At 53.0% G+C, this 24029-nt stretch carries 18 protein-coding genes; 12 read left to right on the top strand and 6 right to left on the bottom strand.

Features of this window, described 5'->3' with window-relative positions:
• Together M6D81_RS23005 and M6D81_RS23010 are read left to right on the top strand one after the other, a co-directional pair.
• Positions 1-885 (top strand): carbohydrate ABC transporter permease, encoded by an 885-nt coding sequence (locus M6D81_RS23005; protein ID WP_262679457.1) that lies wholly within the window; start codon positions 1-3, stop codon positions 883-885.
• Positions 886-891: 6 nt separating this feature from the next.
• Entirely contained in the window at positions 892-1929 is a 1038-nt protein-coding gene (locus M6D81_RS23010) for a carbohydrate ABC transporter permease (RefSeq protein ID WP_262679458.1), read from the top strand.
• An 805-nt stretch (positions 1930-2734) separates the two neighbouring features.
• Here the strand turns inward: M6D81_RS23010 and M6D81_RS23015 are convergent.
• Entirely contained in the window at positions 2735-3505 is a 771-nt protein-coding gene (locus tag M6D81_RS23015) for an IclR family transcriptional regulator (protein WP_262679459.1), read from the bottom strand.
• 217 nt (positions 3506-3722) lie between these two features.
• Here M6D81_RS23015 and M6D81_RS23020 point away from each other — a divergent pair, with 217 nt between their 5' ends.
• Complete coding sequence (locus M6D81_RS23020; RefSeq protein WP_262679461.1) at positions 3723-4892, top strand: MalY/PatB family protein; 1170 nt, start codon at positions 3723-3725, stop codon at positions 4890-4892.
• 406 nt (positions 4893-5298) lie between these two features.
• Here M6D81_RS23020 and M6D81_RS23025 read toward each other — a convergent pair whose 3' ends face one another.
• From M6D81_RS23025 to M6D81_RS23045, 5 genes are all read right to left on the bottom strand, one after another.
• Complete coding sequence (locus M6D81_RS23025) at positions 5299-9180, bottom strand: collagen binding domain-containing protein (RefSeq protein WP_262679462.1); 3882 nt, start codon at positions 9178-9180, stop codon at positions 5299-5301.
• 436 nt (positions 9181-9616) lie between these two features.
• Positions 9617-11014 (bottom strand): nucleoside recognition domain-containing protein, encoded by a 1398-nt coding sequence (locus tag M6D81_RS23030; protein ID WP_262679463.1) that lies wholly within the window; start codon positions 11012-11014, stop codon positions 9617-9619.
• Positions 10989-11714: a FeoB small GTPase domain-containing protein gene (locus tag M6D81_RS23035; protein ID WP_262679464.1), complete on the bottom strand. Its 726-nt coding sequence runs from the start codon at positions 11712-11714 to the stop codon at positions 10989-10991. The genes M6D81_RS23030 and M6D81_RS23035 overlap by 26 nt, the downstream gene beginning before the upstream one ends.
• Before the next feature lies 1 nt (position 11715).
• Positions 11716-11967 (bottom strand): FeoA family protein, encoded by a 252-nt coding sequence (locus M6D81_RS23040; protein WP_262679474.1) that lies wholly within the window; start codon positions 11965-11967, stop codon positions 11716-11718.
• A gap of 253 nt (positions 11968-12220) precedes the next feature.
• Positions 12221-13042, bottom strand: coding sequence for an SPL family radical SAM protein (locus M6D81_RS23045; RefSeq protein ID WP_262679475.1), 822 nt, complete (start codon positions 13040-13042; stop codon positions 12221-12223).
• A gap of 468 nt (positions 13043-13510) precedes the next feature.
• Here M6D81_RS23045 and M6D81_RS23050 point away from each other — a divergent pair, with 468 nt between their 5' ends.
• The 9 genes from M6D81_RS23050 (at position 13511) to rbsK (ending at position 23756) form a co-directional block, all read left to right on the top strand.
• Positions 13511-14209 carry a FadR/GntR family transcriptional regulator gene (locus tag M6D81_RS23050; RefSeq protein WP_262679465.1) on the top strand — a complete coding sequence of 233 codons (699 nt, stop codon included), beginning with the start codon at positions 13511-13513 and terminating at the stop codon, positions 14207-14209.
• Between the two features lie 103 nt (positions 14210-14312).
• Complete coding sequence (locus M6D81_RS23055) at positions 14313-15716, top strand: DUF1446 domain-containing protein (RefSeq protein WP_262679466.1); 1404 nt, start codon at positions 14313-14315, stop codon at positions 15714-15716.
• Complete coding sequence (locus tag M6D81_RS23060; protein WP_262679467.1) at positions 15676-15999, top strand: DUF4387 domain-containing protein; 324 nt, start codon at positions 15676-15678, stop codon at positions 15997-15999. The genes M6D81_RS23055 and M6D81_RS23060 overlap by 41 nt, the downstream gene beginning before the upstream one ends.
• Before the next feature lie 4 nt (positions 16000-16003).
• Positions 16004-16897, top strand: coding sequence for an ABC transporter permease (locus M6D81_RS23065; protein WP_262679468.1), 894 nt, complete (start codon positions 16004-16006; stop codon positions 16895-16897).
• 11 nt (positions 16898-16908) lie between these two features.
• Entirely contained in the window at positions 16909-17793 is an 885-nt protein-coding gene (locus tag M6D81_RS23070) for a carbohydrate ABC transporter permease (protein WP_262679469.1), read from the top strand.
• Between the two features lie 156 nt (positions 17794-17949).
• Positions 17950-19464, top strand: coding sequence for an extracellular solute-binding protein (locus M6D81_RS23075; RefSeq protein WP_262679477.1), 1515 nt, complete (start codon positions 17950-17952; stop codon positions 19462-19464).
• Positions 19465-19491: 27 nt separating this feature from the next.
• On the top strand, positions 19492-20643 hold the full coding sequence (locus tag M6D81_RS23080; RefSeq protein ID WP_262679470.1) for an ADP-ribosylglycohydrolase family protein: 1152 nt from the start codon (positions 19492-19494) through the stop codon (positions 20641-20643).
• A gap of 22 nt (positions 20644-20665) precedes the next feature.
• On the top strand, positions 20666-22771 hold the full coding sequence (locus M6D81_RS23085; protein WP_262679471.1) for an ADP-ribosylglycohydrolase family protein: 2106 nt from the start codon (positions 20666-20668) through the stop codon (positions 22769-22771).
• A 67-nt stretch (positions 22772-22838) separates the two neighbouring features.
• Positions 22839-23756 carry a ribokinase gene (rbsK, locus tag M6D81_RS23090; RefSeq protein WP_262679472.1) on the top strand — a complete coding sequence of 306 codons (918 nt, stop codon included), beginning with the start codon at positions 22839-22841 and terminating at the stop codon, positions 23754-23756.
• The last annotated feature ends 273 nt before the right edge of the window (positions 23757-24029 follow it).

A 24029-nucleotide genomic window follows, 5' to 3' on the forward strand; every position in this document is an offset into this window, starting at 1 on the left:
ATGCAAAGCAAAAGAGAGCATCGTAGGGAATGGCTGATGTTCCGCCTGAAGGAATACGGCGCCGGTTACTTGTTTATGCTGCCGTGGCTGATCGGCTTTGCCGTCTTCGTCGCCTTCCCGCTCGGCTGGTCGCTTTACAACAGCTTTCATAAAATTTTCATTACGACTGAAGGGTTTCAATATACGTGGGTAGGGCTTGACAATTACCGCAGAATGACCATTGAGAATAACGTGTATCCCATCATTTTAATTACGTTTTTTCAGAAAATGCTCGTCATTATCCCGTTTATACTCATCTTTTCTTATTTCGTAGCGTTGCTGCTTAATCAGCGCTTTCCGGGCAGGGGCTTTATGCGTGCCGTCTTCTTCCTGCCCGTCATATTCGCTACCGGCCAGGTCATTATGGAGCTGTTCGTGCAAGGCGCGGGTGAGCTGCCCTTTATCGAGCAATACAATATAACTGCTTTAATCCAGGACAATTTCAGCGAGAAGCTGGCGACCTCCCTGATCGAGATATTGAGTCAGGCGGTCATCATTTTATGGTATTCCGGCGTGCAAATTCTGATTTTTATCGCGGGCTTCCAGACCATCCCCCGGAGCATCTACGAAGCGATTGCGGTTGACGGGGCTTCTCCGTGGGAGAGCTTCTGGAAAATCACGTTCCCGTCGATGCTGCCCTTTGTCGGGCTCAACGCCATCTACACGATCGTCGACTTGTTTACGTTTCCCTTTAATCCGGTGCTGGAGATTGTGAAGCGCAATATGTTCACGCCGACGACGGGATATGGCTATGCGAGCGCGCAGGCGTGGCTTTACTTTGCGATGATATTAGTGCTGCTGGCAGTGGCGTTAGGACTTACCTACCGCGCTGCGAAAGGAAGGTGATGCGGGATGAAGACGGAGAAGTCGGTTGAACGCGGAGAATTTGGGGCCAGGACTGGCAGGAGGCGGCTGGACGAAGCGTGGGGCAGGATGAAGGCGGAGTTGACGGAAGCGATGTTCAGCCGTAAGTCACAGCAGGTGAAGCGGGTCATGCTGGGACGGAATCTGAATGAAGGCTTGCTGGCGAAGCTTGTGTTCATTATGCTGCTGACGGTCATCGCTTTCTTGTATATTAAGCCGATTCTGTACATGGTATCAACCAGCTTGAAAAATATAGCCGATCTGATCGATCCGCTTGTGCAGCTGATTCCGCGAACGCTGTATTGGGGGAACTATGCGGCTGCCTGGAACGGGCTGCATTATGTGGAGGCGTTCACGAATACGTTCATTATCGCGGCGGTCGGCTCTGTTCTGCAGGTATTCTCGTGCGCCCTTACGGGCTATGCGTTGGGACGTCTACGTTTTCCAGGAAAAACGCTGTTCCTGTTCCTGATCCTGCTTACGTTCCTCGTGCCGCCGCAAATTACGACGATCCCGCTGTATATGATCTACGAAAAGCTGGGCTTGCTTGGCACGCCGTTCGTCTTCCTCGTTCCGGCGGTGCTAGGGCAAGGGCTGCGCAGCGCTCTGTTCATCATGATCTTCCGGCAGTTCTTCATGTCGCAGCCGAAGGCGCTGGAGGAAGCAGCCAAGCTGGACGGTGCGTCGCTGTTCCGTTTGTTCTTCCGCATTATGCTTCCTGTTGCAGGCGCCGCTTGTCTCGTCGTCTTCCTGTTCTCCTTCGTCTGGTACTGGAATATGAGCTACGAGGCTTCCTTGTTCTTGAGCAAGGACTTCACGCCGCTGTCGCTGCGGCTGAACACGCTGCAGATGGAGCTAATGGGCAACAGGGCGCTGGTGTATAGTGCGGGCTTCGGCAGCGATCCTATATCGGAGGGGCCGAAGATGGCAGCGGCCTTCCTGATCATCATGCCGCCGCTTATCGTCTACCTGATCGCCCAGCGCTGGTTCACAGAGGGCATCGAGCGGACAGGGCTAGTGGATTAGCAGGAGCTTGGCTAACTGTGTTGCGTTAATGTGTGCGTGGATGTGCGTGGCTGCAAGCGGTGATGCAAAGGCCGGCGTGGAGGGCAAGAGAGTGTATGTGGCATACGTACGAGGCCGGGAAAGGCCGGTTTGAGGAGTTATAGTGTATGTGGCATACGCACGAGGCCGGGAAAGGCCGGTTTGAGGAGTTATAGTGTATGTGGCATACGTACGAGGCCGGAACGGCTGATATGAGCAGCTATAGTGTATGTGGCATACGCACGAGGCCGGAACGGCTGATATGAGCAGCTATAGTGTATGTGGCATACGTATGAGGCCGGGAAAGGTCGGTTTGAGGAGTTATAGTGTATGTGGCATACGTACGAGGCCGGGACGGCTGATATGAGCAGCTATAGTGTATGTGGCATACGCACGAGGCCGGGAAAGGTCGGTTTGAGGAGTTATAGTGTATGTGGCATACGCACGAGGCCGGAACGGCTGATATGAGCAGCTATAGTGTATGTGGCATACGCACGAAGCCGGGAAAGGTCGGTCTGAGGAGTTATAGTGTATGTGGCATACGCACGAGGGAGGGAATGGCTGGTTTGAGGAGCAATAGTGTATGTGGCATACGCTCGAAGTCGGGAACGGCTGATATGAGCAGCAATAGTGTATGTGGCATACGCACGAGGGCGGGAGCGGCCGGTTCACGGTATGGAAAAAGCCTCCAATTCCACTTTCGGGTGGAATTGGAGGCTTCCTCATTTTACTTGCCCCCACTTAACCGCTGTGACTATGCTCCTGCAGATGGAGGCTGTTAAGCTCGTCAATGCTGCTGATACACCTTACTGCTCAGCTCCATGCATCCTTGCCGAATCCAGTCGTGCACCTTGCCCCACATCTCGCCGTTGATCCGAACGACGGGGATCGAGATGCTGAGAGAGGCTACCGCCTTTCCATCACTATCGCGAATCGCTCCCGCAATACAGTGTACGCCATCTACCGTTTCTCCCATATTGTAGCCGAACTCTTGCTTACGTACCTTCTCAAGCTCCTTCAGCAGATCGCTGAAGGTGGAGATCGTTTTGTCGGTCACCTTCTCAAGCTGTTCGTCCGGATAAATGTCGCGCAATTCCTCTTCACTCAAATCAGCAAGCAGCACCTTTCCGGCGGCAGTGGCATGGAGTGGCAAGGATGTTCCAAGGCTGTGGTTGAAACGCAGGGAATGAGTGCTCACCTTTTCCCCAATATAATAAAGCTGGTTTCCTGTTCGGATGGACAGACTAACAGTTTCATTAATCTCGTCCAGTATTTTTTGCGCAATTTGATAGTATTCACCCGTTAAGCTCGTATTCCGCATGTAACCAGATCGTATAGCGAACAGCTTGTATCCGATGCGGAACTGCTTCTTGGAACGATCTGTCTCTAAATATCCCCTATTCAGCATGTTTTGCAAAATGAGATACGTGCTGCTTGGCGGCATGTTCAAGCTTTTGGCGATTTCTGTTAAGTTGTAGGATTCCTGCTCGCCAGTGAACAGCTCCAATATATCAAGCACACGATCCGCAGATTTTACCTTTGGCGCTTGTTGAGTCATGAATCAGACCAGCCCTCCGCAGATTATTTTTCATAAACATGAAATCTATTTATATTTTACCCTACAGCATTACACTTGTCGATAAAGGAATGGAAATTTGTAAACGCATCATTTCAATGGAGTGGAAGCTGATGAATTGGCTGTTGCGCTTCGCCTGACGCTATGGGTAAGATAGATGAATGAAGTTATTAGCGGATGAGGGAGTGGAAGTACAGCGATGACCTATCAATTTGATCAACTCATTAATCGTAAAAATACGCGTTCCTACAAATGGGATCAGGTCGGCCCATTGTTCGGAGATAAAGACATCTTGCCGCTATGGGTTGCGGACATGGACTTTCCAAGTCCGCCGGCCGTACAGGAAGTGCTTCGCAAGCGCGTCGAGCTTCAAGCCTATGGTTATGCGATCCGAACGGAAGGATATTTCCAAGCGATCGTCGATTGGTTCGGACGCCGCCATGGCTGGACTATTCAATCGGACTGGATTACAGATTCTCCAAGCGTAGTGACTTCGCTTAGTCTGGCAGTAGAGCAATTCACCGCACCTGGCGACAGCGTGGTTATTCAGACGCCGGTATACTATCCGTTCTATGATGTTGTTCGGGACAACGATCGGGTCATTGCAGAGAACCAGTTGCTCGTTCGCAACGGACGGTATGAGATGGATTTGGAGCAATTGGAGACGTTGTTCAAGGATGGGGCCAAGCTTCTGTTGTTCTGCAATCCGCATAATCCCGGAGGCCGGGTATGGACCAAGAAGGAGTTGCTCGCTCTGGGAGAGTTATGCTTGCGCTATGGCGTCAAGGTCGTGTCTGATGAAATTCATTGCGATCTCGTGCATCCCGGACATGTTCACATACCGTTCGCCTCGTTGTCACCTGAGGTTGCAGACATCACGATTACTTGCTTGGCGGCTACGAAAACGTTCAACTTGCCGGGCTTGCACACCTCGTTCATGGTAACGTCCAACCGGAAGATGAAAGCCCGTATGGATAAGCGGATCAAGACGCTCAGCATTCATATGGCAAGCCACTTTGCTCAAGATGCAGTGGAGGCGGCCTATAATGAAGGGGAAGAATGGCTGGACGCCATGCTGGCATATGTGCAAGGCAATATCGATTACGCGATAGAATATTTGGAGCAGCATTTGCCTCAAGTTAAGCCGATGAGGCCGGAAGGAACCTATCTGTTATGGGTAGATTGTCGCGGATTGGGCCGTTCAAGGCAAGAACTGCTGGATTTGATGTACAAGGAGGCGAAGGTCGCTTTCAATGACGGTACAACATACGGTACATCGGGTGAAGGTTGGCTGCGCATGAACCTGGCATGTCCACGGTTTATTTTGGAGCAAGCGTTGAAGCAGTTTTGCGAAGCTGCGTCGAAGTAAGGTTGTATGACATTTTGCGGGGGAAGGGACATCCTTCTCTCGCTTTTTTGCGTGGGAGGGGGGAAGTAGCTGAATTGGGTGGTATAAGATATGTGGTGCGGCTTGGAGAGTAGAACGTATTTGGTGTGAGTGCTGTAGAGCATGTGACATCGGCTGGAGAGTGGGAAGCAGATAGATTGCATAGTGCAGGGCATGCGGCATAGGCTAGAGCTCAGAAAGTGTGCAAGTAAGAGGCTGTAAGACATTGTGCATCGGCTAGAGAGTGGGAAGCATCTGGTTAGGAAGCTGCAAGCCGTGTTGCATCAGTTGGAACGGAAGGAGGGGCGCGTGTTGAATATCTGTAATCCAAATATCCCAATAAAGAAAGCCGTCAAGCAACAAAAGTGCTGGACGGCTAAATGTAACGCTACGTATTTCGTTTCTCTCTCTTCAGTCGAAGCGCAATACCGCCACCAATGAAGGCGGCTCCTAACAAGTAAAGAAGCAAATAGCTGTTCTCTCCTGTTTTTGGAAGCTTATCGATATCAGGGGTCCCTTCGACATTGCCTAACGGTATTTCCTCTACATCGATTTCAAAAACAATCTCCGACTCTTCCCCGTTTTCATCCGTTACGACAATGGTAAAGGAGTCTTTGCCTACAAATTCAGGGTCAGGCACATATTCCCACTTGCCGTCGGGCGTCACGGTCACGCTGCCGTTAGTAGGCGGCTCCGTTATGTCTGTCGTTCCGCCAGGAGGAACTTCAACTTCGCCGGTTACCGGCTCTTCTTCGTCCGTCGTTTCCTTCACAACCGGAGGAGTTGGTGACGGCGACGGCTCAATCGTAGGCTCCGGTGTCGGAGCCGTAGTCGGGCTAGGCGTCGGAGCCGTAGTCGGACTCGGAGTCGGAGCCGTAGTCGGGCTCGGAGTCGGAGCCGTAGTCGGGCTCGGAGTCGGAGCCGTAGTCGGGCTCGGACTCGGTGACGGGCTCGGTGACGGGCTCGGTGACGGACTCGGTGACGGACTCGGTGACGGGGTCGGCGACGGGGTCGGCGATGGACTCGGCGATGGGCTCGGCGACGGACTCGGCGATGGGCTCGGCGACGGACTCGGCGATGGGCTCGGCGACGGGCTCGGCGACGGAACAACGACTTTCTTGTTTTCCACCGTAACTTCCTTAGCGACAGAAGAGTTGATTTTCAATTCAACTTCCCCGTTCCCGATGATGGAATAACCGCTTGGCGCAGCAATTTCCTTAAGCGTGTACGTACCGTAAGGAAGATCGGCGAATACAATTTCACCACTCGCATTCGTCGTAGCCGTCTTAGCGGCAAATCCGCCGTTGGTATTATGCGTCAAGCGGAACTTCGCGCCTTGCAGCGAAATATCGGGATCGGTTGCCACCGCTTTTTCCTCCAGCTTCATCACTTTAATGCTTCCTCGATAGATGCCGCCAGTGCCGGTGCCGCCGGACAATTTTACCTGGATTTGCGTATTGTTCTGATTATCCTTCATGGCAACCCCGGTGCCGATAAAGGATGCCACATTATCAATGACGTTATTATGCTCCGCATCGATAACCGATTGATACTGCAGCAAGTACGGGCGTGATATCTCTTGATTGAACGACAGGATGAACAGCTCGTCGCCGATATTGCTCGCGCCTGCAAGCGAAGTCATCAATTCCTGCACTTTATTCGCAGTGAAATGAGCGGACAGCTTGTTTTCAAGGTCAGGGTCGCCGACTTCGATGAATTGAAGTTCATACATGCTGGATGCAGGATCGATAAGCGCGCCTTTGCTCACGTTCCCGTTTGCGGCCACGTTCGTTTGGAATAGTTGGAACGATTCCTTGACCAAAATTTGTTTGTCGCTAGGCACATCGATAATTTTGGCGTTCTGTACAGCGGATTGTCCGCGATTGACGTAGATGCTCCAGTCAGCCAAGTAAGCATCTGAGCTGTTCTGAACCCCCGACTTATGGACGTACTCACCCGCTTTAGGGATGGCCACATTGCTGATCAAGTGAACAGGATTGAAGCCGTCTGCAGATAGAAGCGCCGTATTTGTAATGGTCGTATCGTCAATCAGCTCATCTTCAAGCTCAGTTTCAAATGAAATTTGATAAGGTCTTACGATCGTACCGGTGAACGCAACTTTCAGCTCATTGTTATTGCCGTTATCCGGAAGCTGGACCGCATAGTCCGTATTTTCCGTCAATACGGTTCCAAGCTGGGTGCTGCCATCCGGTCGTACTGTCATTTCGCGAACGACTATAGAGCCTGGCACCAACTGCTGCACCGATGTCAGCTGATCTGTCACCACTGCGTTCGTCATTGTTTTGCTGTTGTAGTTCACGCCGATTTTCCAGGTGATTAGCTTGTTCGCCGCATCGTAGCTGCCTTTTTTGAAGCCGTTGTGCTTCACTTCCTGGCGTGGATCGACATCAGACTGCACAGTTTTCGAGATTTCTTCTCCGCCAGGCGTCCAAAGCCATGTCAGCTTGCCTTTGTTGTCGAAGTCAAAGTGCGGCGCATAGCTATGTTCCTCGTAATCGAACGAAGTCGTGTACTTGATGACATAGGAGTGATTTCCGTTCGGGAAGGCGATCGTGAAGCCTTCAGCCGTGTCCGCAACGCCAACCGGTTTATAAGCTAAGGTGTAGACGGAATCCCCCACGGTTACGCCATCTTGTTGAATAACGAGAGAGCCCGGCACTAATCTCAGAACGCCGGAATCGCCATTGGCGAACGTATCGTCGTAGACGACATCGTGAAGATCATAGTTGTTCTTGTTCAATACAATGGTCCAGTCGATCGTTCGTGCGGCGTAGTCGGTATTGGAATGCCATTTGTCCAGCATCTGCTGTTCCAGTGTCTTCGTTGCCGACCTTTTTTTGTCGTCCGCGTACACTGTGTTTTTCACGCCAATATCATTCGCTATCAGAAAGTCAGCCGCAGCTTTTGTTTCGTATCTAATTTTGTAGGCGGATTGGGACCCCAGTCCAGCAGAGAATGTCAGTACAAAGCCTTCATGCCCCGTACTGTCCGGATGGGCGCTCACATTGTAGTTCAGCGTGTAATCCGTGCCTTCCGCGAGCTCTGTGCCCGGCGTTATGCCGTCATGATTAACATCTGCGATAGGAAATACTTTGATGGAACCCGGTACCAGCTCCAGTCGTTCATCGAACAGGTCGGTCAACGACTTGCCTGCTACAGGTTGCTCGCCGTAGTTGTATTTTATTTCCCAGGTAATGAGATGATCGCTCTCGGCATCGTATTGAATCGCATTTTTGCCTTCCAGCAATTGGCCGCGTTGTTGGTTGACCGTCTTGTCGGCAGAGAGCGTAGGTATGCCGTCGCCTGAGAGTAACGCTTGATTCGTAAAGCTGGTCTTGTCGAAGTCTGTAATGACCGTGTCGAATGTCAGGCGATATGCGGATTGAATATCTCCCAGCTCCACCTTCAATTCATAATCGGGAGCGGCCGGATTCTCGACTTGATATTGCGCGGGATCGACAAGGTCTCCAGGCGTTGCCGAGCCGTTCAAGCCAATATTCAGATTATGCACTTGAAGCGATCCGCTCAGCAATTGCAGTCCTTCCGGAATGCTGTCCGTGACAATCGCATTTTCTATGCTGCGCAGATTTTTATTGATGTCGATCGTCCACTTGTATTGGCCCGGATTCATTGCTTTATCCGCTGATCCGTCTTTGGACATCGGTACGGACACGTTCGGATTCAGCTTAATGACAAGCGGATCTCCGATGCTGAAGTCGATAGGCACTTCAGTACGGTTGCTTACGCTGGCTTCTGTGAAGAACGTCCAGAATTGCAGCGTGCCATGAACTGGCGTACCTTCTATTTGCTCGTTGAACGTCATGGTTACCACGCCCGTCGACTTGTCCAGGTCGAAGGTGCCGACCGAAGGGCTTCCTGTCAAAGGCTTGTCTTGAAAGCTGTTGTACATCACCATCTCGGAAGGAAGCTGGAAGACGAATGTATCCCCTGCCGCATAGCCATGGTTTTCGGGAAGCTGCCATTCGTAATTCAGCAGCAGAATATCGTCCTCTCCGATATCCAGCCGAATATCGGGATGTACGTAGCTGAGCGTACCGTAGACGGATTCGTAGACGGATGCGACGACCGTATCCGGAACGTCTTGCGTCGTCAACTTCATGCCGGTCAGAATGTTCTCGGTTATCGTGCCTGCCGGAGAAGCATGAACCGATCTTAACATCCCGGAATAGCTGACATATTGGAAAATAAGCAATAATGACAACAGCGCCGCGAGTGCTTTTTTCTTCATGTGAAATCCTCCAAATATTTACTTTCAAATTTTGACATGCAAAATAAGCCAATAGGCTTCCGATCACGTATGACTGTGTACGTTCACTCTCCTGTCCCCGGTCATATGCCAATTTCTTCATCGTTGGATAGCATACTAAACGAAACTATCATGAATCTGAACAAATAACTGATTAAGGCATAAAAGAGGCTGATAGTCAGGATCAACAGTCAAAAAAAGAGGCGGCAGGTGGAATAGATTGAGAGAAAGGGATTGCAATAACCGCTGCGAAATCCGTAAGTCTGTGAATTGGCTAGTCGCAGCGGGGTGACAATCGTCCCGAAGACGAAGAAAAGGACGCCAAGAGGCGTCCTGAGGATTACCAACAAGTTGAGGACATCGTCGCCCCTAATAGGCCGATGTCCTCTCATTCTTGTGCCTAACAGTGGCACGCCGTTCACGCCCATCCCAGTGCTCTGGCTACCTGCGCGACGACGAAGGTAACGGCGATGGCGATTCCGGTGGGGATCAGGAACGACAAGAAGGTCCATTTCGGACTGCGCGTCTCCTTGTAAATATTGATCAATGTCGTTCCGCAAGGATAATGCAGCAGGGAGAACAGCATCATATTCAGCGCCGTCAGCCAAGTCCATCCCTGATTAAGGAAAATGTCCTTAATGTCGCTTAAACCTTCGACATCTACCATCGCACCGGAAGATAAGTAGCCCATGAGCAGAATCGGAAGCACGATCTCGTTCGCCGGCAAGCCAAGAATAAAGGCCATAAGAATAAAACCGTCAAGCCCGAGCATATGGGCGAAAGGATCGAAGAAAGCGGCCATATGATTCAATACGCTTGTATCCCCAACATATACATTGCCCAATATCCATGTAATAATGCCGGCAGGAGCGGCGACGACGACGGCACGCTTCAGTACGGACCACGATTTGTCTTTGGAAGCGATCAGAATCGTCTTCATAATGAGCGGCTTGCGATAAGGCGGAAGCTCAAGTGTGTAGTGAGTAGGAACGCCTTTGAGCGCGGTTCTGGACATGACCCACGACACGGTCAGCGTAACGACAATGCCAAGCAGCACCATTCCCATAAGAATAAGGGCCGTCGTCAAAGTATGGAACTGGCTGGCTACTCCGACCGTCATAAACAGGGATGCAAGCAATATTAAAGTCGGCCATCTTCCATTGCAAGGCACGAAATTGTTGGTCAGGATGGCCAACATCCTCTCGCGTGGCGACTCGATGATTCGGGTAGACATGATAGCGGCGGCGTTGCAGCCGAATCCCATGGACATCGTCAGCGCTTGTTTGCCGTGGCCGCCGGACTTCTTGAACAACCGGTCCATATTGAAAGCGACCCTCGGCAAATAGCCGAAATTTTCAAGCAAAGCGAATGCCGGGAAGAAGATAGCCATAGGAGGCAGCATGACGCTGACAACCCAGGAGGTGCCTCTGAAAAAGCCAAGAATCAATATACCGTGCAGCCAATCCGGCGCATGCACCGCTTCGAAGCCGGCTGTCAAGTATCCTTCTATCCAACCGAAGAAGCTCGCGATCATCGCCGAAGGAACATTGGCGCCAGCAATCGTGAGCCAGAATACGGTTCCCAGCATGAGCAGCATGATCGGAAATCCCCAGATGGGGGACGTCAGAATCCGGTCCAGTCTGTAGGTGCGCATCAGCTGGTTACGATCCTTGTAAGTGACGACATCCGCGCACAGCTCATGCGCATTCGCGTATATGTCGCTGACCAACTGATCGCGAATGTCGCTGTTGGCCGCATTTGCTTTTTGTCTTAATTGCCGAAAGGCGTTATTAGTAATGGAGGCTTGATTGTCCATCTAACACCCAATCCTTTCTGTCTTCGACGGAGGTATATTTCTCCAATGCGTTCCAGATGCTGTCATCCCCTTCAATCAGTCTGAGCGCGATCCATCTGGAAGGATAGGCGTTGCCGAACGCATTCTTGATTTCGGGTACAATTTCCTGAATTTTCTGCTCGATTTCCGGGCTGTAGGTTATGGCTCTTGGCGTCGGCTTCAGGACGCCTGCTGCGACTTGATGGATAACCTTCAACAGCTCATGGATGCCTTCTTTGCTGCGAGCGGATATTTTGACGACGGGCACCCCTAACTTGTCGGCAAGCTTGGGGGCATCGATGCTTATGCCGAGCCTTCTCGCCTCATCCATCAGGTTGATGCACAAGACGACATTAGACGTCATCTCCATTACTTGCAACGCCAGATTCATATTCCGCTCCAACGCTGTTGCATCAAGCACTACGAGCGTAACATCCGGTTTGTCGAATATAATGTAATCGCGGGCGACTTCTTCATCCGTGGAATTCGAGAATAAAGAATAAGTGCCCGGCAAATCGATGACCGTATAGGATTGCTGTTCGAATTCATACTGTCCCTCTGCGCGTAAAACGGTTTTGCCCGCCCAATTGCCCGTATGCTGGCGCAATCCCGTAAGCGCATTGAACAAGGTGCTTTTTCCCGTGTTCGGATTGCCGGCCAACGCAACTCGATATGAAGCCATGTTAATGCACCTCCTCCTGTTCTCCGTAGATAAGATCGGATTCCTCTTTGCGAAGCGCGATGGTCGTTTGATTGACCCTATAAGCTACGGGATCGCCCAACGGACTTTTTTGAAGCACTTCGATGACCGCTCCCGGAACGAACCCGAGATCGAGCAACCGGCGCCGGAGAACGCCAGGAACATCGATGCGGACGATCCGGATATACTGACCTGTCTTGTAATGAGACAATGCATGCATAGATGAAGATGTCATCATGCGGGACCTCCTTTTTATACAAGGGTAAATATTTTTCCCAAGGGCAACTTTTGTCTAAAAATATATATGCCAATCATTTCACTATTGTATATGTCTATGATTCTACACCTTTTCTTGTTGCGTGTACAACACAAATTTTCCTGCGGGAAACAATTGGGCGGTTGGGGAACAATCGGCAATCATCGATTTATGCTTGGTCGGGATATGCAAGAAGAGGCGTTCTTATACGATAGAGTGGAGAATACCAAGCTCAGCCCGGCATGAAGCCGGACTGGCTAATAAAGATGTTTTCTTGCGGAAATACATGCAGCAGCTGATTGTACAACGCGCGGTAAGCATCCGGACGGTACCAGCTTTGAAGACCAAGCTCCTCGTAGATCCTGATCATGCCCAGCTTCTCCGTTCGCTTGCCGCCGCTGCCGTCTCCCATGAAGTAATCGTCGATACAGATCCGTTCGGCTGCAGCGCGAAGCACCTCCGGGAAATTGTCGCTATACGGAAGCATGGGGGCAACGGTAGCCTGAATGGGAATCCCGCGATCGCCCAGCTCCTTCAAAGCCCGCAGCCGTGCGGCTATCGGCGGCGCATATGGCGAGAATGCTCGGCGTATGTCGTCGCGGTCGGTCTCTACCGTCATACTGACGCGAACCCGTTCTCCCAGCTCTAGCAACACATCCGCATCGCGCGTAACGAGCGGGCTTCTCGTTTGCAGGAACAGGAAGTCGGGGGGCTCCTCAGCCATCGTCTCCAGCAGCGAACGGGTCAGTTTCTCCCGGTATTCCACAGGCTGATAAGGATCGGTACTGGAGGACATAAAGATGGTCACAGGTCCTTTTTTACGCTCCCGAATCAGCTCTTTCCGCAGCAGCTCGGCTGCATTTTGCTTCACATCTACCCAAGTCCCCCATTCCTCCCTCCGGAACAAGGAGACGGGCATACGACGAACATAGCAGTATGAACAGCCGAAGGAGCAGCCTGTGTAAGGGTTGAGCGTATGGCTATAGCCGTCCAGGAAGCCGCTGCCCCTGTTGAGGAGCGATTTGGACTGTTTGCGTTGCAGATTGGCAACCATCATTGTCATCTCCTTTGGAGTTTACATGGATTTTGTACAGTTAGTGAACGCGAGTTATGACTTCATGGTACTCCAACTGGAAAAAGTACAGCTAAATTAGTGGGTATGGAGCACATACACGGATATCGCAAAATTTAGTTACTATAAATCCATTTAAACTCATCTATCTGGTGCAATATAGGAAAATAAAGGCTATAAATCCATTTCATCTACTGTCCAGTATCGCGCACCGCTCGCTAGCTACTGGATAGTTGGCAGCCCATTCTCCTTTACACGCCAAGGTGTCAGAGTGTTTTGCAATCATCCACAGACATCCGCGGACATCAGCAGTATAACTAACTATAGCAGAAAAAATGAAAAATGCTTGACAGTTGTAAGGGGTTCCACGTAAAATTGGGGTGTGGTCAATTGGGTGATCCAATTCAGATAACGCCAATTGAACCGTATTTGAAGTGAAAGGGCGCGCTTATGACCATTAAGAAGATTAGATACCATAGAGTGTACGAAGATGTGATCGAGCAGATTAAAGGATTGATTGCAGAGGGCAATCTGGCTCCCGGAGATGTGCTTCCCACAGAGCGGGAGCTGGCTCAGGCGTTCGGCATTAGCCGGGGGACGCTGCGCGAAGCGTTCCGTATTCTGGAGCGGGAAGGGCTGATCGAGGCTAGGCCGGGCGGCGGGCGCTTCCTGAGCAAGGCGCTGGACAGCATGGAAGACAAGAATCGGATCATGGATAACATTGAGCGCGCGACGATAATAGAATTGCTGGAAGCACGGGAACTGTTCGAGACCGGTATTGTGGAGCTGGCTGCCGTACGAGCCACTGACGAAGATATCGCCGAGATCGAAGCCGCCTTCCGGAAGTGGGGCGAGATCGATGTGGAGGGCGAGAGCCGGTCGGCTCCTGATCAGGCGTTCCATCTGTCCATCGCCAAGGCTACGCACAATGTGGTGCTTATCAATCTGATCGAGTTCCATATGGATCTGCTGAAGCGCACACTTAGCAAGACGGCTGTCATTCCGGGGCGGAAGGAAGAAGTGTACGAAGAGCATCTGCTTATTCTGCAAGCCATCAAGGATCGGAATCCCGAGAAAGCGAAAAACGCACTGCTTAATCACTTGAGCAAAGTAAGAGCCAATATACAGAAAAACACCGTTACGAAGTAGAACAGGGGATAACCGATCCCCCTGACGCTTTATCTGGACCATCCAATTATCCACCTTACCAATTTTCCAGCTCTATCCATTACATGACAAAGAGGGATCGCATATGAGTACAGACATTTCCATACTATCGCCATGCGGCATGCTGGGCTACGGATTTCCGGAGAGCTCCTTCATGAGAGGCATTGAAGCCCGGCCGCACGGCATCGTCGTCGATGCCGGCTCTACGGATGCGGGTCCCCACAAGCTTGGCGCAGGCGTATCCATCGTCAGCAAGCGCGCCGTGAAGAAGGATCTGGAGCTCATAATCGGGCAAGGCGTACCGCAGGGCATACCGGTTATTATCGGATCGGCGGGAGGATCAGGCGCGAAGGCGCATGTGAACTGGACATTGGACGTCATTGACGAAATTCTCCGGGAGCAGGGGCTGCAAGCGCGCATTGCCGTCATCTGGGCGGATTTCACGCAAGAAGAGATTCTGGCAGCGAATGCCGAGGGCAGAATCGCACCATTAAGTCGGAACATTCCATCTTTAACGGAGGAAATGATTGCGGATACAACCTCGATCGTCGCCCAGATGGGACATGAGCCGATTGTGGAGGCGCTCCGGCAGGGAAGCGAGATTATCGTATGCGGCAGGGCGTACGATCCTTCTCCTTTTGCAGCGATTGGCATTTTTCACGGAAAGGACCCCGGATTATCCTATCATTTGGGCAAAATACTGGAATGCGGCGCGCTATGCGCCGAGCCCGGCACGACGAAGGACAGCATCCTGGGGACGATCGGCGACAATCACTTCACGGTACAGTCGCTGAATCCGATACGCACCTGCAGTCCCAGCAGCGTGGCCGCTCACACCTTCTACGAGAAGGAGCATCCTTACATTCTTCATGGTCCCGGCTTCACGCTGGACCTGGAGCATTGCCGGTTCCGGGAGACGGCGCCCGGCGTCGTAGAAGTGACGGGCAGCCGTTACCTGCCCGGAGACAAAACGTTCATCAAGCTGGAAGGGGCACGGCTCGTCGCTTATCGCACCTTCGTTATCGCAGGCGTCAGAGATCCTATTCTGCTCGGAAAGCTGGAGGAAGTGGAGCATTATGTGCAGGAGCAGACGATGGAGTATTATCGCGAGGTGCCTCGTGACGACTATAGCATCCGCTTCTACAACTACGGTATGAACGGGGTGCTGGGAAGCAAGGAGGCGGCAGCCTTCGGCGGTCATGAGGTTGGCGTGATGTTCGAAGTGATCGCGAAGACGCAGGAGCTGGCCAGCAGTATCTGCTCTACTGTTCGCTCCACTTTCTTGCATTACGGCTATGAGGGGCGCAAGTCGACGGCAGGCAATCTCGCCTTTCCGTTCGCTCCGAGCGATGTGGAGTTCGGACCCGTGTATGAATTTTCTATTTATCATCTGATGGAGATGCAAGACAATCCGTTCACGATACAGCATTGGGGAGGAGGATGGCACGATGACGCAGCTCGCCCAGCTAGCGAAAGTATTGCGAAGTAAAAATTCCGGCCCGTTCGAGCTTACGATGGATGTGCTGTTCGACAACGAAGAAAGCTATTACAAAGTAAAGCGCTCCGGCGTCATTTCCAAGGATACGATATGCAGGATATATCAGATCAAGGAAGAGCAGATTCATCACCTTGTCTTCTTCGATCAGGCGCTGGGCTTCAAGGTGACGATATCCCGCGACGTGTCCTCCGGAACGGTCGGAGACCGGGATGTATACGGCGCCCAGCAGCATGCGCCATTAATGACGCTGGACATCGGGGAAGAGGGGGGATAAGCCGATGAAGCTGCTTAGACGGATGCGGCAGGATTGGGTGCTGTATGCGATGCTGACGCCGCCGATATTATATTTCATCATCTTTCATGTTATACCGCTGTACGGCATGAAGCTGGCCTTTCAGGATTACCGCATATTGGGCGATCACGTATGGGTCGGCTGGAAGCACTTCGACATTCTGTTCAGCTCGCCGGCATTCATGAACGTTCTGCAAAATACGATCGTCATCAGCTTGATGAAGATGGCATTCGTGCTGCCCATTCCGATCGTCCTGTCTCTGCTCATCAATGAGGTGCGCAGCTCCAAGTATCGGAAATTTGTACAATCCATCGTCTACTTGCCGCATTTCCTGTCCTGGGTCGTCATTGCCGGCATATGGATCAGCTTGCTGGACCCCGCAACGGGCGGCGTGAACCTGATCGCGAATTTCTTCCAGCTGCCTTCCGTGGACTATATGACGAGCAAGGAGCATATTCGCTGGGTATTCGTCTTCTCGGAAGTATGGCGAAGCGCAGGCTGGGATTCCATCATCTACTTGGCCGCCATTATGAAGATAAGCCCGGGATTGTACGAAGCCGCTCATATAGACGGGGCGACACGACTGCAGCAGATGCGCTATATTACGCTTCCGCATCTATATAGCACTGTTGTAACCGTCTTCATTCTGAATCTTGGCTTCTTCATGAATGCGGGCTTCGATCAGGTATTCAACTTCATGAATGATTCCGTCATTAGCGTTGTCGATATTCTGGATACGTATGTGTACCGGATCGGCATCGTGAACGGCCAGTTCGCATATGCGACGGCTGCCAGCCTGTTCAAGGGCGTCATCGGCATCGTTCTCATATTGGGTACGCATTTTATTTCGAAGCGCATTTCAGGCAAAGGCGTTTGGTAGGGGGGATGAACATGACGATGAAGAGAAGACGACCGGAATGGTCCAAAATTATCATCTACACGCTGCTCTTTCTGCTGACGCTTACCGTCCTTGTTCCGATATTGAACCTGCTCGCCTTGTCGCTGACCGAGCCGAACCGCGCTCACTTGATGAGCGGTCTCGACATATGGCCGAAGGGCTGGTCCTTCGTCAATTACGAAGTGCTTATGAGCAATCCGCTCATAACGGGAAGCATTCTGAATTCGGTGTGGATTACAGGTGCGGGTACCTTCTTGAATTTGTTCCTGACGTCCATGGCCGCATATGTTCTGGGACGGACGGACTTCGTCGGCAAGCGGGTCGTGCTTGTGTTTCTAATCATCATTATGGTGTTCGAGCCGGGCTTGATTCCGGAGTACTTGCTGGTCAAGGATCTGGGCCTGCTGGACAGCTTTACTGCCCTTATCCTGTACAAAGCGGTCAACGTGTATTATCTGTTCATTCTGATGCGGTTTTTCCAGGACATTCCCGAAGAGATTCTGGAAGCTGCCCGGATCGACGGCGCCGGTCACTTCCGGACGTATACGGGTATGATCCTGCCGCTGTCCAAGCCGGGACTGGCCACGCTGGGATTGTTCTACGGCGTCTTCCACTGGAATGAATATTTCCGGGCGACGATCTATATGACCACTCCCGACAAGTGGCCGCTGCAAGTTGTGCTGAGGCAGTTCGTCGTGCGCCAGGACAACACCGCGATTCTCGGAGTGCAGAATTTGTTCGGCGGCAGCGCCAATCTGGATTTCGCTTCCTTGCAGGCCGGTACGATCATTATTGCGATGGTTCCGCTGCTTATCCTATATCCGTTTATATTGAAATATTATGCGAAAGGAGCGCTGGAGGGAGGAGTGAAGGATTGACCGCTATCGAAGACTTTCGATGAAAGGCGAGCGTAACCGAAAGGTCGGCTCGCTGCCGGTTCAGCTTCATTCCGATGCAATTGAAATGCCTGTTCAAGGAAGATTAAGCAAGCTAGGCGAAGATATGAAATCATGTACAAGGGGAGAAGGATCATGATGAAAAAGATAAGCTTGGTGCTCATTATTGCGGTATTGACGATGGTTATGGCTGCTTGCTCGTCGGGCGGCAACTCCGGAACGGAAGGCAGCAAAGGGACAAATGGGGGGGCCAACGCCGGAGAGAAGCAAGGCGAAGGCGGCGGAGAAGAAGCCGTTACACTGAAAATTGTGTACAAAGATGAAGGCACTGCCAATCCCGTATCCGTGAAGTTCTTCCAGCAGCTGGAGGAGGGGCTGAAGAAAGACGAAGGGTTGAATGTCAAATTCGAGCTTGTCGATGTGGCGCAAGGCAGCTATGCCGAGAACTTGAACCTGCTGCTGCTGAGCGGAACGATTCCGGATATTATCTACTTCCAGGGCGGCGACCAGCAGATGTCGCAGCAAGGGCTGCTGGAGGATCTGCGGCCGTACATTGAGCAGTCGACCTACCTGAAGGACATCATTCAGCCGCATAACGAGACAAGGCTGGAGAGCTATCCTTACTTGCTGTGGATCAAGCCGCTCGCTCCGAAAGCGCCGGTTATCCGCAGCGATTGGTTCCAGCAGCTGGAGAGCTCCAAGGCGCTCGCGGATGACCCGACGATCGACAACTACTATGCATTCTTCAAGGAACTCGTCGAGAAGAAGCCGGGCGGCGACAAGCCGAGCTATGCAATTACGGCTGCAGGCAATATGGATGAGATCAACTTTATTTTCAACGCCGCATTCGGTCTGGATAAGACTTGGCTCAAGAAGGACGACGGCACGTACGAGTTCGGCAAAGTATCAGAGAACGAGAAGGAGAAGCTGGCCTTCTACAATAAGCTCTACAATGAAGGCTTGCTCGATCCGCAATATATTACGAAGCAATGGGACACGAAGGAAGACGCTTTCTATAAGGGTGAGGCCGGCGTCATTACCGGTACAGCCGGCAAAGTCGTCGATCTGTACGACGGAAGAATGATGGAGCTTAACGGCAACGAGGCGGCCCTTACTGTACTGCCGCCGGCGAAGGGCGTCTCGCAAGGCTTCGGCGCCACAGATGTCACCAAGGAATCTAGAGGACTTGCGATCTCCTCGCAGTCGAAGCATAAGGATGCGGCGTTCAAGGTGTTCGACTACCTGGCGAGCCCGAACGGACAGAAGCTGGATCGTCTCGGCTTCGAGAACGAGCATTATGCGATGGAAGACGGACAGATTGCTTTGAACGACAAATATTATGGCGAATGGTATGCACGATTCTGGGAGCCGATCGACTTCAAGAGCGATACGCCGCTGAAGACGCCTCTGCTGGGTGGACCGGCTATGCAGACGCTTGAACTGGCTGCCGCTTACTATACGCCGGACAACAACTTCATCATTCCGGAGCAGTATGTGGCGAACTGGGATGCGATGAACAATCTGTACAAGGAATATTCAACCGACTTCATTACCGGCAAGCGCAGCCTGAATGAATTCGACAAGTTCGTCGATGCGTGGCATGCGGCTGGCGGTACAGAGCTGACGAAGTATGCGAACGAGAACATCAAGTAAGACAATATGAGGCAAGGAGATTGAGCGATGATATCTTTCCGGGATCGGGTAAGGGGCGTGGTGGTCTCCACCGCGCTCGGGGATGCGATGGGCGCGCCTGTCGAGAAGCTGACCTACGAGCAGATTAAAGAGCAATACGGACGCGTAGCGTCGTTGCGTACGAAGTGGTACAAGACGGATTGGGCGGAGGACGCTCGCCTGGGCCGAATGAGAGGACATGGCATCGTGACGGACGATACGCTTATGACGGTTGCGCTCATGAACGTCTACGGAACCGAGCGGAGACATCTGGACGCGTACGATATGGGCAATGAATTCGTGAAGGAGATCGCGTATCGTCCAACGTTCGTACCGGAGCTGAACAAGGAAGCTCCTGTCATGGACCGACTGTTCTATCCGGAGAAATACATCTTCATGCGTCATGTGCTGGCGAACTGCGATCCCCGGGAAGGCGGCATCGGCAACATGGTGAACTGCGGGGCGGCGATGTATATCGCCCCCGTCGGCATCGTGAACGCCGGCCATCCGAAGGCGGCTTACGACGAGGCGATTCTGTTCGCCATTGGCCATCAGAGCAGCTATGGACTGGAAGCGGCCGGAGTGCTGGCCGCTTGCGTCGCAAGAGCTTTCGAGGACGGCGTCACCGTCGACGACATCGTGGAGACGGCGTTGCAGCTGGCCAAGGACGGCACGCGTGAGGCGATTGCGGAGCTTACCGCGGCGGCGCGCGAGCTAAAGCCGTATCGGGACGATATGGATCGGGTCGTGAAGACGTTCCAATCCATTATGCTGAAGTATTCCCCGATGGGAGACGACGTTCACCGCAAGCTGGAGAAGGTAGGCGTGCCGAGCAATCATTACACGCCCAGCCGTCTGTGGTCGATCGAAGAGCTGCCGATGGCGCTTGCGTTCATGGTACTGAATGACGGGGATTACTACCGGTCCATATGCGATGGCATTAACTCGGGCAGGGATACGGATTCCATCGGTGTCATGATCGGCGTCATTCTGGGGGCGATGTATGGCGTCTCTATCGTGCAGGACGACGATGTGGAGCTGCTGAATGGGGCGAATCGGCTGAACTTGATTGGGATAGCGGATCGTTTCTGCGATGTGGCAATGGATATGATTACGGAGGATTTGGCGCTAAGCGACAAGAGAAAGCGGATGTTTCAATAAGCGCAGGGCAGGAGTGGAGAGCATGATACGAGAAAATTACGTTGAGAGCATTTACGCAGGTTTTATCGGCATGAATATCGGCATCCGTCTGGGCGCCCCCATCGAGCCGGTAGCCTGGACCTACGAACGCATTCGCGATGTGTACGGAGACATTCGAAGCTATGTGAAGGAGTACCGCACATTCGCTGCGGACGACGACGCGAACGGGCCGGTCTTCTTCGTGCGTGCGTTGTACGACGATGCCGTCGATCGCGAGCTGGAGCCCCAGGATGTCGGACGGGCATGGCTTAATTATGCGCGGGAAGGCGTCGGCATGTTCTGGTGGGGAGGCGAAGACATCAGTACGGAGCATCGCGCTTATCTTAATCTGCGCAAGGGCATAGCCGCCCCGCGCTCCGGTTCCATCGAGCAGAACGGGCTGGTGATGGCGGAGCAGATCGGCGGCCAGATCTTCATCGATTCCTGGGGGCTGCTGTTCCCCGGCGATACGGAGAAGGCCGCGCGTTATGCGGAGAAGGCGGCCAGCGTATCCCATGACGGCAACGGCTTGTACGGAGCGAGATTCATGGCGGCATGTATCGCCAAGGCGTTCGAAGCCCGTTCCGTCAATGAGATCATCGATGCGGGACTGGCCATGATTCCGCAGGACTCCACTTATGCGGCTGTCGTGAATGCCGTACGGGACTTCCACCTCCGCGAGCCGGGCGACTTCGCGGCTTGCAGGCAATACCTGGAGGATCATTGGGGATATGACAAGTATACCGGCGTGTGCCATATTATTCCCAATGCCGGCATATGCGTATTGGCCATGCTGTATGGCGCAGGGGACTTCGCCAGAACGGTGGAGATCGCCTCCATGTGCGGCTGGGATACGGACTGCAATGCGGGCAACGTTGGCACGATACTTGGCGTATACGGCGGACTGGCGGGCATTCCGGACCATTACCGGAAGCCGATTAACGATTTCATCGTCGCTTCCAGCGTATCCGGGTATTTGAACGTCGTGGACTTCCCGACCTTCGCGAAGGAGCTTGCGTTGTTGGGTTACCGTCTGTCGGGAGCTGCCGCACCGGATGAGCTTGCGGGGCGGGTGAAGCCCGGCGAGTTGTACTTCGACTTCGATCTGCCGGGCGCCACGCACGGCTTCCGGACGAGCAATCCATTCAAGACGCCTGTCGTGCGCCATTCCGAACAAGTGACGTCGGATAGCCGCGGCTCGCTGGAGGTGGTGTTCGACCGCCTTGTCGCAGGGGACAGCAGCAAGATTTTCTTCAAGCCGTTCTACCGCCGTGAGGAGTTCAATGACGAGAAGTATAAGCCGACGTTCTCCCCGCAAGCGTACAGTGGGCAGACCGTCAGCGCCCGCATCTATGTAGATCAATGGGAAGGCGAGCCGGTTACGCTGACGCCTTACGTTCGCAATACGCATACGAAAGAAGAGATCAGGCTGTCTGCGGTTACGCCTCGAAGCGGTGATTGGACAGATACACAGTTCATTATACCGGATACGGACGGCGCATTGATCGATGAGATCGGTTGGGTGCTGGAGAGCGATTCGCCGCTGACGGATCGGGCGATCGGCAGTCTCTATATCGGCCGCTTCCAGGTGTATGGCGGTGCGGAGTACACCGTTGATTTCGCCAAGCAGGCGAAGGAATTTCTGTCTGTCACGCCGTTCGCCCATCACAACGGACAGTGGGAGCTGCAAGGAGATGCGCTGCATTGCACGGCGGAAGGCGACTGTTCTTCTTATTCCGGCAATTACTATGTCCGGAATATGGAGCTGAAGGCGGTGGTCACGCCGTTGTCGGGATGGAGCCATGCCGTTATCGTGAGGGCGCAAGGCATTATGCGCCATTATAGGCTGGGCTTCGACGGCAAGGGGGCGGTCTCCTTCATCCGCAACGACCATGGCTATGAGCGGCTGACCAGCGCGAATTACGATTGGGAGCACGGGAAGGCTTATACGTTCCATGTGAAGGTGCACAACGACAGGTTTACGTTGTTTATTAATGGAGAGAATGTGCTGGAGTGCAAGGATGAGACTTTCACACACGGCATGTACGGGTTCGGCTGTCTGGAGGAAGGAGAGCATACAGTCTCTTCCCTGTGGGTGAAGACAGAATGACGATCGGAGTTGTCGGACAGCAGGTTGAACGGTTCAATCTGGTGCGATAGGGAGAGGAGAGAGGAAGATGTGCAAGCTTATTGTCGTTGGCAGCATGAATATGGATGTGGTCAGCGACGTCAAGCAGTTTCCACAGCCGGGCGAGACGATCGGAAGCAGCGGGACGGCCTTCTATCCCGGCGGCAAGGGGGGCAATCAGGCTGTGGCGGCGGCCCGCTCGGGAGCGCTCTGTGCGATGGTGGGGGCGGTCGGTACGGACCCCTTCGGCGATTCGCTAATCGCCGGCTTGGCCGACAGCGGTGTGCAGACGGATGCCGTCATGCGGGTCGAGGGCACATCGGGCTTGGCGCTTATCACCGTCAATGAGGACGGGGAGAATACGATCGTGCTGTCAGCCGGCGCGAACGGCAGACTGGCCGCCGGAGATGTCGAGCGTCTGGCGGACTGGGAGGAAGCGGATGCCGTCCTGCTGCAGAATGAGATCGCGTGGGAGACGACGGAAGCCGTCATCGTGGCTGCAAGCAGCAAGGGAGTGCGCGTTCTGTTCAATCCGGCACCGGCGAGACCGCTTCCGGAGCATATCTTTCCGCATCTGGATACGCTTGTCATGAATGAGACGGAAGCCTCGCTCATTACGGGCATATCCGTTCACGATGCCGCTTCAGCAGCGGCGGCTGCGCAATGGGCGATCCGCCAAGGTACGTCGAGCGTGATTATTACTCTGGGCGAAGCGGGCTGCTTCTATCTGAATGAGGAGGGCGGGAGCCATCTGGTGCCCGCCTTCCGTGTGAAGGCGGTGGATACGACCGCAGCGGGTGACACCTTCATCGGTGCGTATGCGGCGGCAAGCTCCGTCTGTATAGCGGCGGAGCAAGCGTTGACCTACGCTTCCGCAGCGGCGGCGCTGGCTGTGACGGGTGCAGGCGCGCAGTCATCCATTCCGGAGAAGCGGCAGGTGGAGCAATTTCTGCAGCAGCATGTCTAACTGGCTTTCTCCACACAATAAGGCTCCAATCGCCGGGGGATTGTACGAAAAATCGTACAAACGCGCCGTCTAGAGTGCTCAACAGTGGCAGCTTGTACGAAAAATCGTACAAACGCGTCGTCAAGAGTGCTCAACAGTGGTAGCTTGTACGAAAAATCGTACATAGTGACGCATATAAGGCCCCAAACGTCAAAGGTTGTGTGAAAAATCGTACAAAGTGACGCATATAAGGCCCCAAACGTCGAAGGTTGTGTGAAAAATCGTACAAAGTGT

Origin of the sequence: Paenibacillus sp. J5C2022 (genome assembly GCF_025567625.1) — a bacterium.
Classification (GTDB): Bacteria; Bacillota; Bacilli; order Paenibacillales; family Paenibacillaceae; genus Pristimantibacillus.

What these genes read in the sequence shown, in the direction of transcription:
- M6D81_RS23005 (WP_262679457.1), top strand. Translation starts at nt 1, where the DNA reads ATGCAAAGCAAAAGAGAGCATCGTAGGGAATGGCTGATGTTCCGCCTG.
- M6D81_RS23010 (WP_262679458.1), top strand. Translation starts at nt 892, where the DNA reads ATGAAGACGGAGAAGTCGGTTGAACGCGGAGAATTTGGGGCCAGGACT.
- M6D81_RS23015 (WP_262679459.1), bottom strand. Translation starts at nt 3,505, where the DNA reads ATGACTCAACAAGCGCCAAAGGTAAAATCTGCGGATCGTGTGCTTGAT.
- M6D81_RS23020 (WP_262679461.1), top strand. Translation starts at nt 3,723, where the DNA reads ATGACCTATCAATTTGATCAACTCATTAATCGTAAAAATACGCGTTCC.
- M6D81_RS23025 (WP_262679462.1), bottom strand. Translation starts at nt 9,180, where the DNA reads ATGAAGAAAAAAGCACTCGCGGCGCTGTTGTCATTATTGCTTATTTTC.
- M6D81_RS23030 (WP_262679463.1), bottom strand. Translation starts at nt 11,014, where the DNA reads ATGGACAATCAAGCCTCCATTACTAATAACGCCTTTCGGCAATTAAGA.
- M6D81_RS23035 (WP_262679464.1), bottom strand. Translation starts at nt 11,714, where the DNA reads ATGGCTTCATATCGAGTTGCGTTGGCCGGCAATCCGAACACGGGAAAA.
- M6D81_RS23040 (WP_262679474.1), bottom strand. Translation starts at nt 11,967, where the DNA reads ATGACATCTTCATCTATGCATGCATTGTCTCATTACAAGACAGGTCAG.
- M6D81_RS23045 (WP_262679475.1), bottom strand. Translation starts at nt 13,042, where the DNA reads ATGGTTGCCAATCTGCAACGCAAACAGTCCAAATCGCTCCTCAACAGG.
- M6D81_RS23050 (WP_262679465.1), top strand. Translation starts at nt 13,511, where the DNA reads ATGACCATTAAGAAGATTAGATACCATAGAGTGTACGAAGATGTGATC.
- M6D81_RS23055 (WP_262679466.1), top strand. Translation starts at nt 14,313, where the DNA reads ATGAGTACAGACATTTCCATACTATCGCCATGCGGCATGCTGGGCTAC.
- M6D81_RS23060 (WP_262679467.1), top strand. Translation starts at nt 15,676, where the DNA reads ATGACGCAGCTCGCCCAGCTAGCGAAAGTATTGCGAAGTAAAAATTCC.
- M6D81_RS23065 (WP_262679468.1), top strand. Translation starts at nt 16,004, where the DNA reads ATGAAGCTGCTTAGACGGATGCGGCAGGATTGGGTGCTGTATGCGATG.
- M6D81_RS23070 (WP_262679469.1), top strand. Translation starts at nt 16,909, where the DNA reads ATGACGATGAAGAGAAGACGACCGGAATGGTCCAAAATTATCATCTAC.
- M6D81_RS23075 (WP_262679477.1), top strand. Translation starts at nt 17,950, where the DNA reads ATGAAAAAGATAAGCTTGGTGCTCATTATTGCGGTATTGACGATGGTT.
- M6D81_RS23080 (WP_262679470.1), top strand. Translation starts at nt 19,492, where the DNA reads ATGATATCTTTCCGGGATCGGGTAAGGGGCGTGGTGGTCTCCACCGCG.
- M6D81_RS23085 (WP_262679471.1), top strand. Translation starts at nt 20,666, where the DNA reads ATGATACGAGAAAATTACGTTGAGAGCATTTACGCAGGTTTTATCGGC.
- rbsK (WP_262679472.1), top strand. Translation starts at nt 22,839, where the DNA reads ATGTGCAAGCTTATTGTCGTTGGCAGCATGAATATGGATGTGGTCAGC.